This is a genomic window from Starkeya nomas, from assembly GCF_902703545.1.
GTDB classification, from domain to species: domain Bacteria; phylum Pseudomonadota; class Alphaproteobacteria; order Rhizobiales; family Xanthobacteraceae; genus Ancylobacter; species Ancylobacter moscoviensis.
Map to the genome: position 1 here is coordinate 3,897,994 of NZ_CACSAS010000001.1, position 11,715 is coordinate 3,909,708.

Annotated in this window: 11 protein-coding genes; 7 read left to right on the forward strand and 4 right to left on the reverse strand. The window is 69.0% G+C overall.

Annotated features, from left to right (window positions below):
* Positions 1 to 50: 50 nt before the first annotated feature.
* From STARVERO_RS18430 to STARVERO_RS18440, 3 genes are all read right to left on the reverse strand, one after another.
* Positions 51 to 3,515: an autotransporter domain-containing protein gene (locus tag STARVERO_RS18430; protein ID WP_159600636.1), complete on the reverse strand. Its 3,465-nt coding sequence runs from the start codon at positions 3,513 to 3,515 to the stop codon at positions 51 to 53.
* Positions 3,516 to 3,887: 372 nt separating this feature from the next.
* Positions 3,888 to 4,913, reverse strand: a complete 1,026-nt coding sequence (locus STARVERO_RS18435) for a helix-turn-helix domain-containing protein (protein ID WP_159600639.1) — start codon at positions 4,911 to 4,913, stop codon at positions 3,888 to 3,890.
* A gap of 182 nt (positions 4,914 to 5,095) precedes the next feature.
* The gene (locus tag STARVERO_RS18440) at positions 5,096 to 5,539 is read right to left on the reverse strand and encodes an SRPBCC family protein (protein ID WP_159600641.1); all 444 of its coding nucleotides are present in this window, start codon (positions 5,537 to 5,539) and stop codon (positions 5,096 to 5,098) included.
* A gap of 275 nt (positions 5,540 to 5,814) precedes the next feature.
* Here STARVERO_RS18440 and STARVERO_RS18445 point away from each other — a divergent pair, with 275 nt between their 5' ends.
* The 6 genes from STARVERO_RS18445 to STARVERO_RS18470 are packed head-to-tail and all read left to right on the forward strand — an operon-like array spanning position 5,815 to position 9,913.
* On the forward strand, positions 5,815 to 6,231 hold the full coding sequence (locus tag STARVERO_RS18445) for a VOC family protein (protein ID WP_144341203.1): 417 nt from the start codon (positions 5,815 to 5,817) through the stop codon (positions 6,229 to 6,231).
* A 12-nt stretch (positions 6,232 to 6,243) separates the two neighbouring features.
* Positions 6,244 to 7,329 (forward strand): WD40/YVTN/BNR-like repeat-containing protein, encoded by a 1,086-nt coding sequence (locus STARVERO_RS18450; RefSeq protein ID WP_159600643.1) that lies wholly within the window; start codon positions 6,244 to 6,246, stop codon positions 7,327 to 7,329.
* Positions 7,330 to 7,349: 20 nt separating this feature from the next.
* Positions 7,350 to 7,637 carry a ubiquitin family protein gene (locus STARVERO_RS18455; RefSeq protein WP_244616818.1) on the forward strand — a complete coding sequence of 96 codons (288 nt, stop codon included), beginning with the start codon at positions 7,350 to 7,352 and terminating at the stop codon, positions 7,635 to 7,637.
* Positions 7,638 to 7,663: 26 nt separating this feature from the next.
* The gene (locus tag STARVERO_RS18460) at positions 7,664 to 8,035 is read left to right on the forward strand and encodes a YciI family protein (RefSeq protein WP_144341206.1); all 372 of its coding nucleotides are present in this window, start codon (positions 7,664 to 7,666) and stop codon (positions 8,033 to 8,035) included.
* Positions 8,032 to 9,297: an RNA polymerase sigma factor gene (locus STARVERO_RS18465; protein WP_159600647.1), complete on the forward strand. Its 1,266-nt coding sequence runs from the start codon at positions 8,032 to 8,034 to the stop codon at positions 9,295 to 9,297. Before STARVERO_RS18460 ends, STARVERO_RS18465 begins: the two co-directional genes overlap by 4 nt.
* A gap of 43 nt (positions 9,298 to 9,340) precedes the next feature.
* Entirely contained in the window at positions 9,341 to 9,913 is a 573-nt protein-coding gene (locus tag STARVERO_RS18470) for a hypothetical protein (RefSeq protein ID WP_159600649.1), read from the forward strand.
* Between the two features lie 7 nt (positions 9,914 to 9,920).
* Here STARVERO_RS18470 and STARVERO_RS18475 read toward each other — a convergent pair whose 3' ends face one another.
* A complete protein-coding gene (locus STARVERO_RS18475) occupies positions 9,921 to 11,192 on the reverse strand; it encodes a lipase family protein (protein WP_159600651.1) in 1,272 nt (423 codons plus the stop codon).
* A 310-nt stretch (positions 11,193 to 11,502) separates the two neighbouring features.
* Here STARVERO_RS18475 and STARVERO_RS18480 point away from each other — a divergent pair, with 310 nt between their 5' ends.
* Positions 11,503 to 11,700 carry a hypothetical protein gene (locus STARVERO_RS18480; protein ID WP_144341210.1) on the forward strand — a complete coding sequence of 66 codons (198 nt, stop codon included), beginning with the start codon at positions 11,503 to 11,505 and terminating at the stop codon, positions 11,698 to 11,700.
* The last annotated feature ends 15 nt before the right edge of the window (positions 11,701 to 11,715 follow it).

Here is an 11,715-nt window from a genome sequence, read left to right on the forward strand (position 1 = left end):
CCGCGGGAGCCGGCCGGCTTTGTCTCCGGGATTCGGGCGACGATCTCGGATCAGAACCTGACGGTCAGGTCGGCCTTGAAGCCGTTCTGCCGGGCATCGGAGGCGAGCTGGCCGTTATAGGCGATGCCGAGCGTCGCCTGCGGCGTCAGGCTGACATCGAGGCCCGCCTCGACGACGGCGGCATTGCGGGCGATCGGCACGCCGGCGACGGTGAAGGGATCGCCACCGGCGAAGGCCTGCGTCGACAGCGACGTGGTGTCGCCGAAGGCATGACGCCAACCGAGCGTGCCGCGCGCCGTCACGTCCATGCCGCCGATATCGAGCCCGGCCGCGATACGCAGGCCGAGCGTGGTGAAGGTGGTGTCCGTGGTCTGGCCGCCGGCATGGAGCGCCGCCGCACCCCATTGCTCGGTGAAGCCGTCGCTGTCGAAGCTCACATAGGCGAGGTTGGCGAAGGGCTCGAACGCCACGGACCGCACGTCGAAGCGGTAGCCGAACTCGCCGAAGGCTTGGAAGGTCGCCGCGTCGTAGCTGCTCTTCAGGTTCTCGCCGAAGCCCTGAAAGAGGACGGAGCGGCTGGTGTCGATCGCGTGCCACGTATAGGCGAGGCCGGAGCGGAAGCCGAGATTGCCCCATTGCGTGCCGGCATAGAGGCCGAGGGGATAATTGTCGCTGCTGCCGGAGGAGGCGCGGTCGTCGACGTCGAAATTCGTCCGGCTGTATCCGGCGAGGATGCCGAGCCGCCAGGTCTCGAAGATCGGCATATCGGCACCGATGAAGAAGCCACCGGTCGAGCTGTCGAGATGCGCGGCGTTACCGTCGCTGTCGAACTGGCCCCAGGAGCCGAAACCCTGTCCCCAGACGGCGAAACGATCGGTCGTCGGCGCCGCGAGCTGCGGTCCGCCCTCGCCATAGGCCATCACCGGTGGCGAAGAGGCGCCGACGCCGTCGAGCGCCGCCCGGAGGCGATCGACGGCCGCCTCGCGGACGAAGCGGCTGTCGTCGATCAGCACGCTCTTCGCCGAGGCGTGGACCTCGCCCGAGAGCTGGTCGAACGCATAGCGCGCCTGGCCCTGCGAGAGGCCGAGCACCGCATCGTAGACCGGATTGCCGAGGCCCAGGCTCTCCACACCGAAGCCCGTGGCGATCTGGTTGGGCGTCCAGCCGACGCTGCCGAAGCCCACATCGTTGCGGATGAGCGTGAGGTAGACGTTGTTGGGATCGTAGCTCAGCGTCGGATCGAGGAAGGCGAAGTCGGAGGCGACCGCCGCGAACGTGCCGTTCACGCCGCCATCGGCGGCAATGATGGTGTAGCTCTTGAACGGCGCGTAGGCACCACCGAGGCCGACATGCTGCACCGTGCCGCCATTGATCGTGACGGTGCCGGTGGCGTGGATCCGGTCGCCGGCCGTGCTGTTCGGATCGACCTCGACCTCGTAGATGCTTCCGGCCTCGAAGGTTGCATTGCCGGCGACGTTCAGCGTGCCGATGGAGTTTCCGGGTGCGATGACGGCGCCCCCGGCGATGTGCGTCGAGCCGACCGTGCCGGTGCCCTGCAGACGCCCGGCGAGAACGTCCAGCGTGCCGCCGAGTATCCCGTTCACCGCGAGAGTGCCGCCACTGACCGCCGTCGCGCCGGCGAAGCCGCTGGAATCGCCGGTCAGCACCGTGGTGCCGGAGAGAACGTCGATCGCGCCCGTACCGCTCATACCGGCGGAGAATTGATAGTCGGTCGAGCTGTGATTGAAGACGATGGCGCCGGCGCCCGGCCCGAACGTGATCGCGCTCGCCGCGAGCGTGCCCGGCGCGACGGCCGCCTGCCCTTCGGCGGCGCCGATGTTCAGCGTGCCGGACGAGGCGGCCCCCGCCGCGATCTGCGTCGTGCCACCGACCTCGACCCGGCCGCCTTCGGCGAGGGTAAGCACGCCGGTACCGTCGGCGCCGATGACGAGATCGCCGCTGTTCATCCAGGTCGCGCCGGCAACCGTCGCCTCGCCGATGCCGCCGGTCGAGGCGCCGATGGCGGCGACCACCGAATTCACCTGCCCGCCATTCTCGACGAACATCACCCCGTTGCCTTCCAGGCCGACGAGCAGGAATTCGTGGCTGGTGAGCGAGGAGCCGGCGCCGGTTATGGAAGCGCTGCCGCCGGAGCCGATTTCGCGCCCGAGAAGGACGCTCTGCGCCTCGACCGCGCCACCGGCCGTGATCGACACCGCGCCGGTGCCCTCGTCGCCGATCAGCATGTTCCCGGTGTTGACGAAGCTCGACCCCTCGCCCTCGACATTGAGGATGCCGACGCCGGTAGCGAAGCGGCCGACGAGCGAATCCAGCGTGTTCACCGTGCCCCCGGCGGTGACGTTGAGCGTGCCGAGACCGGAGTGCCCGACGGTGAAGGTCGAGTTGCTCGTCCAGTTGGCGCCGCCGGTCACGTTCGCGGTGCCGATGCCGAGGAGCGCGATCGTCGCTCCGTCGCTGGTCACGCCGGCGCCATCGGCGACGGTCAGCGTGCTCTCGCCGCTGGCGCCGACGAAGATGTTGCTGCTCGCCGTCAGGCTCGATCCCACTCCGGTGACCACGCCGGAGCCGGTGGAGAGCGAGAGGCTGACCGTGCCGAGCGCCGCCCCGGCCTCGATGCGCAGATGCCCCACGCCGTCGCTGCCGATGCCGGTGCTCGCCGTCGTGGTCCACGACGTGTCCGCGCCAGTGAGGGTGACGAAGCCCAATCCGGTCGACCCGAAACCGAGCACGAGGGTCTGCGATTCCACCGTAGCGCCGCCGGACACCGTGACGGTGCCGGTACCCTCGTCGCCGACCGTGAACTCGCTCGAGGCGATCCAGCGCGTCTCGCCGCCGCTTATGTCGAGGATGCCTTCCGAGCCGTTGCTGGCGCCGACGGTCACCCGCTCGGTGTTCACGGTGCCGCCCGTGTCGACATTGACCGTGCCGCTACCGAAATTGCCGACGATCAGGGGATCGGTCACGTTCCAGGTCGAATCCGTGCCGGTGACCGTCACGAGGCCCGAGCCGACATTGCCGACGAAGGAATCGTTGCTGGTGACCTCGCCGCCATTGGCGATCATCAATATGCCGTTGCCCTGGTCGCCGACGTAGAAGTCGCCCGTATTCGCCCAGGTCGACTCCGCGCCGACCACCGTGACGGCGCCGGTCGAGCCGAGCCCCCGGCCGAGATAGCCGGTCGTGGTCAGCAGCACGCCGCCATTTTGCACCACCAGCGAACCGACCGCGCTGTTGCCGACTGTGAGGTCGCGCGCATTGGCGCCGATGGCGAACACGGCGGGGGCATTGATGGCGATGTTGTCGATCTCGGCGTCGGTGACATTGTTCGGCAGTCCGGCACTCCAGTTGCCGGGGTCGAACCAGTTGTCCGAATTGGTGCCAGTCCAGGCCGTTTGCGCCCCCGCGGGCGAGGCATGGCCGAGGGCGATGGCGGCGGTTGTCGCCAGCAGGGCGGCGTGGAGGCGCGCCAGCCGGACCGACCCCGATGGCAACACCGGCCGAGGTGCTGACCGGAACTGAAATACCCCAGCAGTCCGCCCCTTTCGAAAACCCAGCCGCACCCGTGCCATTGATACCCCCCGAAACGCATGGCATCGCCGAGGCAGGCCGAAAAGGCGCTCGCGCTTCACCTGTACGAAGCGTGCGACGCCCTTCCGGGAACCTGCCTTCCCGGCAACGCGGGCGACTTTGGGTCAGGCATTATTGCGCGTGCAAGGAAATGAACGGCGCCGATCGCAAATGTATCCGGGGCTGCCGAATCCGTATCCGGCCGTGCAAATCCCACGACTATCTTGGTGGAATCGAGATGATCCGCATCTCTCGAATCGTATTGCGGCTGCCACGTCCGCCGATCTGCTCGGACGGTTTCACCGAAGCTGGCGGATCCAATGCCACATCGTGGTGTCGCCGCCGGGATCATCACGCATGCGGCGCCCCTCGGCGGCGTGCGCCCGCACCTCGCGCGGGGTGATGCCGAAAAGCTTGCGGAAGGCACGGACGAAATTGGTGCGGTAGGCGAAGCCGTGGAGCTCGGCGATATCCGCGATGCTCCGGCCCTGCTGAGCGGGATCGGCAAGCATCTTCCTCGCCCGCTGCAACCGCCCCCGCGTGACGTAGGACGCGACACCGCCATGCGCCTCGAACAGATAGTAGAGCTTGCGCGTCGAAATGCCGAAGGCCGCCGCGATCTCCTCGCTGGCGAGCGCCGGGTCGAGGAGACGCTCGTCGATGTAGCGGCCGATCTGCCCCGTCAGGGCGAGCTGGACGGCGGCGGCATTTTCCTCCGCTACCGAGGCATTGAGCGCGGCAGCGGCAAGCTCGATCGTCGGCTGGACGATCGCCTCGGCCTCCTCCGGGCTCATCCGGCCGGCACCGGCGTACAGGCCGCCCAGATGATTGCGCAGCAGCGCGGCGAGCGGGGCATCGCCCCGGATGCGGCGCAGGTTCTGCTCGTCCGGCGCCTTGAGCAGCGGCGCCAGCAGGCGGCGGGGTATGGTCAGGTTGAGGCTGTCGAACTCCGCCGTCGTCGCGGTCGCCTGTGCCTGCGCGAGATCGGCAATGAAGAAATCGCCCGGGTTGGCCTGATCGGCCGAGCCGCCGTCCCGCCTTCCGTGGCCGCCCCTGAGGCAGAGCTGGAGCGTGATGTGATCGAGCCCGTCCCGGCCGATCCGGGCACGTGTGCGGTCGAAGCTGTGCGCCACGCAGCGATAGCCGGTGAGCACGATCTCGCCGAGATGAAAGGCGTCGGCACTGAAGCTGAACGGATCGCCCTTGCTGCGCTGGCGGACGTCATAGAGGACGCCGATGCTCTCCTGCCAGGCGGCGACCGCTTCCTTCTGACCAAGCCCCCGCGTGTCCATGACGACATGCCGAACCCGCGACGCGGCGGTCATGGCTGCGGTCGGGTTGGAATTCGCGCCTTCCGCCATGCGGGCTCGCAGATGTTGCTGATGAACGCGGCTGCTCGACGTCCTTACCATAGGGCAGTCGGCAAGCATATGCTGTCCGCGACCCCATTATTGCTGCGGCTAAGCTTGTGCCGTCGCGCCGCGCGCGGAGCGGTATGTCCGAACCGCTACTGATTGATCTCGGGTTCGACCAGTCTTGCCAGGTTTCGCAACGACTCCTGCCAGCCGAGATAACAGGCCTCGGGTGGAATGAGGTCCGGGATGCCGGCCTGAACGATATCGAGATCGGTGCCGACCGAGACCTTCTTCAGCGTCACCGTCACCTGCATTTCCCCCGGCAGGTTGGGGTCGTCGAATGTGTCGGTGTAGCGCAGGCGCTCGCCGGGGATGAGCTCGACATATTCGCCGCCGAACGCATGGCCATGCCCGGTCGTGAAGTTCCGGAAAGACATCCTGAACGTGCCGCCGACCGTCGCCTCGAGATGATGCACGGTGCAGGTGAAGCCGTTGGGCGGCAGCCATTTCGCGAGGGCGTCGGCCTCGACGAATGCGCGATAGACCTTCTCGGGGCTGGTCGCGAGAACGCGGTGCAGGCGTACGGTGCTTGGCATGGGCGCTTGTCCTCCTGACATATCCGTCGTGCTCCAAGGACGCGCCCGACTTGCCAAAGCCGACACCGCGTCTCAGATTTTTCCAGAGGGCAGCTCCGCTCGCTGCGCCTCTCGACAGGACCCGCCCGAGGACGACCGGCGGGCGAAAGCGGCGCGAAGAACGTGCCGCGGGCGTGCCGGACGAAATTTCCGCGGTGATGTCGGCTCAGGCTTTCCCCATTCGTCCTCGTCTCGTCGATGTCGATGGCCGCGGATCGGCCAAGGGAGGAAATCCAATGAACGTGCAGGCTTATCTGATGTTCAACGGCCGCACCGAAGAGGCCATCGAATTCTACAGGAAGGCGGTCGGCGCGGAGGTCACCATGCTGATGCGCTTCCGCGAGGCGCCCGATCAGCCGCCGCCGGGCATGGTCCCCGACGATTGGGGCGACAAGATCATGCATTCGAGCTTCAAGATCGGCGACGCCGAGCTGATGGCCTCGGACGGCTGCCAGTCCGACGGCGCGGCGTTCTCCGGCATCTCGCTGGCGCTCTCCGTCGCCTCGCCCGAGGAGGCGGAAGCGACATTCGCCGCGCTCGCCGAGGGCGGACAGGTCACCATGCCGCTGACAAAGACCTTCTTCTCCCCGAGCTTCGGCACGCTGACCGACCGTTTCGGCGTGTCGTGGATGATCGTCGTCTCCACCACCTGACGGGAGGGCGTCATGGCGAAGAAGGTCTTCATCCTCGTCGGCACCCGCAAGGGCGCCTTCATCCTCGAGAGCGACGCCGCGCGCCGCTCCTGGGAGGTGCGCGGTCCGTTCTGCGAGACGTGGCCGACCAACCATGTCGTCGCCGATCCGGGAACCGGCACCCTCTATGCCGGCGGCGGCAATGAATGGTTCGGCCCGGCGGTGTGGAAATCGACCGATTTCGGCCGGACATGGAGCCATTCGAGCCAGGGCCTCGCCTATGAGGGCGGCGACGTGCCGGTGAAATCCGTGTGGAGCCTCGCCGCCGGCGCGGACGGCAGCCTCTATGCCGGCGTCGAGCCGGCCGGCCTGTTCCGCAGCACTGATGGCGGCGAGAGCTGGACCCATGTCGAAGGCCTGCAGAAGCACCCGACGCGACCGGAATGGAATCCCGGCGGCGCCGGGCTGATCCTGCATTCGCTGGTGCTCGACCCGGCGGACCGGAACAAGATCTGGGTCGGCATCTCCGCCGCCGGCGTCTTCGCCACCGAGGATGGCGGGAAAAGCTGGGAGACCCGCAACCGCGGCACCCGCGCCGACTTCCTGCCCGAGGGCCAGAACTATCCCGAGTTCGGCCAGTGCGTGCACTGCCTCGTCATGGCGCCGGGCGGCGGGGCGCGGCTCTACCAGCAGAACCATTGCGGCATGTACCGCTCGGACGATGGCGGCCGGAAATGGGAGAGCATCGAGGCCGGCCTGCCCTCCTCCTTCGGCTTCCCGGCCGCGGTGCATCCGCGCGATCCGGACGGCCTCTACCTCATCCCGCTGAACGGCGACATCAAGGGCCGCTTCATGCCGGAAGGAAAGACCGCCGTCTGGCGCACCCGCGACGGCGGGCAGAGCTGGCAGGCCATGCGCGAGGGCTTGCCGCAGGACGGCGCCTATTTCAACGTGCTGCGCCAGGCGATGGCGACCGACACGATGGAGCCGGCCGGGATCTATTTCGGCACCAATGCCGGCGGCCTCTATGCCAGCATCGACGAGGGCGACACATGGGACTGCGTCGCGCCATACCTGCCGACCATCACCTCGGTCGAGACGCTGGTGATCGAGCGGTGAGGACGAGGGACGAAAACGCGGTGCGGCAGCCGGCGGAGGAGGCCCCCATCCTCGTGCGCCTGCCGCCGCATCTCGTCGTGCTGTTCCCCGGCGCCGACCGGCTCGTCGCCCTGCCCGCCCGCAGCGTCGCCGAGATGGTGGACGGGCTCGACGCGCTCTGGCCCGGCATGCGCGAGCGCATCTGCGACGAGACGCCGGCGATCCGGCGCCATATCAACGTCTTTGTCGACGGCCGCCGCGCCGGGCTCTCGACACCGCTGGCGCCCGGCGCCGACGTCTTCGTCATCACCGCCATCAGCGGCGGCTGATCCTCACGCACCCCAGGAGGCCGCCCATGCTCTACGCCCTGCTTTGCTACCATCAGGAAGACGTCGTCTGCTCGTGGACCAAGGAGGAAGACGACGCGGTGATGGCGCGGCTCGCCGTGGTCCACGAGAAGCTGGCCAGCGCCGGCAAGCTCGGCCCGGCAGCACGCCTGCTGCCGACCACCGCCGCCACCACGCTGCGCAAGGACCAGGACCCGCCTCTCGTGCTGGACGGCCCCTTCGCCGAGACCAAGGAGCAGCTGCTCGGCTTCTACACCATCGATTGCGCCGATCTGGAAGAGGCGCTGTCCATCGCCCGCGAGCTCGCCCGCGCCAATCCCGGCGGCGCCTATGAGGTACGGCCGGTCAGCCTCTTCGTGCCCGGCACCTTCGCGCCATGACATCCGAGGAAGCGCACTGGATCGGCTCGACACTGACGGCCGCCCGGCCGCAGGCTGTCGCCGCCCTGCTGCGCTATTTCCGCGATCTCGACCTCGCCGAGGAAGCCTTTCAGGAAGCCTGCCTGCGCGCGCTGAAGAGCTGGCCGCAGAACGGCCCGCCGCGCGATCCCGCCGCCTGGCTGATCTTCGTCGGCCGCAATGTCGCGCTCGACGCGGTGCGTCGGCAGGCGAAGCAGACCGAGCTGCCGCCCGAGGAAGCGTTTTCCGACACGGAGGACACCGAGGCCGTGCTTGCCGAGCGCATGGACGGCGCGCATTACCGCGACGACGTGCTGCGCCTCTTGTTCATCTGCTGTCATCCCGACCTGCCCGCGACCCAGCAGATCGCGCTCGCCCTGCGCATCGTCTCGGGCCTGTCGGTAAAGCAGATCGCCCGCGCCTTCCTTGTCAGCGAGGCGGCGATGGAGCAGCGCGTCACCCGCGCCAAGGCGCGCATCGCCAAGGCCCAGAGCGGAGGCTCGGGCGTGCCCTTCGAGGCCCCGGGCGCGGTGGAGCGCTCGGAGCGGCTCGGCGCCGTCGCGGCCATGATCTATCTCGTCTTCAACGAGGGCTATTCCGCCGCCGGCGACACGTCGGCTGCCCGCGAGCCGCTCTGCGAGGAGGCGATCCGCCTCGCTCGTCTGCTGCTGCGCCTGTTCCCGGCGGAGCCGGAGATCATGGGGCTCACCGCGCTCATGCTGCTGCAGCATGCCCGCGCCGGCACGCGTTTCGACAAGGACGGCGCGGTGATCCTGCTCGACGATCAGGATCGTGGCCGGTGGAACGGCCCGATGATCGCCGAGGGGATCGCCTTGCTCGACAAGGCGATCCGCCACCACCGGCCGGGCCCCTATCAGGTACAGGCAGCGATCTCGGCCCTGCATGCCCGCGCCGCGACCCCCGAAGACACCGACTGGGGAGAGATCGATCTGCTCTACGCGACGCTGGAGATCATGCAGCCCTCGCCGGTGATCACGCTCAACCGCGCGGTCGCGGTCTCGAAGCTGCGGGGCGCGGAAGCGGCGCTCACCATGGTCGAGCCGCTGGGTGACAGGCTATCCGGCTATTTCCATTATCACGGCCTGCGCGGGGCGCTGCTGATGCAGCTCGGCCGCACAGGCGAGGCACGCGAGAGTTTCCTCACCGCCATCGGCCTCGCCACGAGCGCGGCGGAGGCCGCTCACATCCGTGCCCATCTGGACGGCTTGAAGAGAGAGGCCTAGGCGGCGGAAAACGACGTGCGGCATCGCAAGACCGAGCCTGTCCATGGATGACCCCATCCGCGATCGCGCGCATCATCGCGCCGCCATGACCGATCCGATTCTCTCCTCCGACGCGCGTCGGCGCCGTCATCCCCTGCGGGTCGCGCTCGGCTTCGTCTTTCGCGCGCTGTGCGCCGTCGTCATCATCCTCGACGAGCTGGTGCGCCCGATCTATCGCCCGCTCATCGCCCGGATCGCCGCGCTCCGGATCATGCACAGCTTCGAGCGCTGGGTCGGCGGCCTGCATCCACTGGCGATCCTCGTCCTGCTCGCCATTCCCTACGCCATCGTCGAGCCGCTGAAATTCGTCGGCCTGCTCTGGATCGCCAACGGCGCCGGACGATCGGGGACGATCCTGTTCCTCGCCGCGCATCTGGTGAGCTTCGTGCTGATCGAGCGCATCTTCAGCGCCGGCCGGAGCAAGCTCATGACCATCGGCTGGATGGCGTGGGTGATCGACACCGCGAACGCGGTGCGCCGGCGCATCACCGTCGCGCTGCACCTCGACGAGATGAAGGAAAGCCTGCGCCGCATGGCCCATCGCCTGCGGCTCCGGCTGCGGGCGCTGCTGCGCTGACCAGCCGTCAGCGGCGACCGGCCGGACCGTCGCCGGAGGTCGCCCCGCCGGCAAGCTGCGCGCAGTCGCTGGGAGGACGGGCACCCGCCAGCCGGGCCGCGAGCCAGCCGCTGGCGGCCGCCGCGCTGTCCATTTCCGCGCCGCCATGCGAGGCGAAGGGAATCTCCCGGTAGTCCAGCGCCACCCCGTCCCGGCAGAGCCGGCGGGCGTAGTCGCGCGTCGTCGATGGCTGCACCAGATCGTCGCCGTCGCCCTGCGCGAGGAACACCGGCACGCCGCGCGGCGTCGGCAGCGAATTGGCCGCGATCAGCCGGCTCCAGTCGGCATGACCGGTGGCATCCGGGCGCAGCGGCCCGGCCCCGCCATAGGCGAGGGTCGACAGGCCGACGGCGATCCGCTGGAACGGATCGAGGCTGCACAGCGTGGCGATATGCTCCAGCGCCGGCAGCGCCTGCGGCTGGACCACCTCGCCGAGCGGCACGTGATAGGCATGGCTCCACGACCAGGCCGCGAAGGAGGCGACCACCTCGCCGGCCGGCGTGCCGATGTCGTTCCTCAGCAGGCGGCCGAGCTCGGTCGGCGCGGAGACCGCCGCCGCCCCTTCGAAGGTCAGCTCCGGCGCGTAGCTGCGGGCCAGCGCGCCGGTGAACAGCGAGGCCTGCCCGCCTTCCGAGAAACCCCAGCTGGCGAAGCGGCGTCCGGCACGCAAGCCGGGAAGCTGCCGGGCGGCGCGCACGGCGTCAATCATCGCATGCGCCTCGCTGGCGCCGACGAGATAGGGGTGAACATGGCCAGCCCCGAGCCCCTGATAGTCGGTCGCCACCACGATATCGCCGTCGGCCAGCAGATCGTGCAGGCCGCCGATGCTCTCGAACGCATGGCGGGGAAAACGCGACGGCGCGCAGCCGGGCGCGATGCCGCTGGTGCCGTGGCCCCAGGTGACGACGGGCTCGCGCGCGGTGCCTTCCGGCGGCGCGGCGACCACGCCGGAAACCGCGACCGGCCGGCCATCGGCACCGCGCGAACGATAGAGGATGCGGTAGGCGACCGCCGCGCCGGCGGGCGCCGGCACGGGCTCGGCGCGGATCAGCGTCCCCGGACGGCCGGCCAGCGACGCTTCCGGCACCGCGTAGAAATCCGCCGGGTCGGCGGCGTGCACGGCGCCGCTCCACGACGACAGCAGCAGCGCGCCGCCGCACAGCGCCGGAACGGCCCTGTCGCGCAGGTACGCCATGACGGGGGACGCGACACCGATCGTCGCATGAATGCCGGAAGTCATCGCCGGGCCCTCGCCTTCGTCCGGCATGCGGCGCCCGGGAGCGCGCCGCCGGCGCATGCGCCGTCCCATCGACGGCCTGGCCATGCTGGCGGAGAAGGCGCCGCGCCTCTTTCGAAAGGGGGCGGATTTGTCCGGCCTGCCCGTTGGGAAGGCGCCCGAACGGAAGGATTATCCCAAGATATGGGGTTGACCAAATCCATTCATGATCCGGCTAAGCACAGGCATGATTCCGGCGATGGCCTCCCACTCCTAGCTTGGTGACACGACCGGGCGCCTTCCCTCGACCCGGCGTTCACACAGGAGAACCGCCATGAACAAGATCGTTTCGCTCGCCATCCTGTCGGCCACCATCGCCCTGGGCGCGGCTTCGGCCGAGGCCGCCACCTACAAGCCTGCCCCGCAGGCGCCCGTCGTGGAAGGCCGCAACGCCGCGGACGTTCTCGCCGCCCGCAACGCTGCGACCGCGATCCGCGAGCAGGTGGAGCTCAACTCCCGCTCCTCGCACTGACCTCCGGTCGGTACG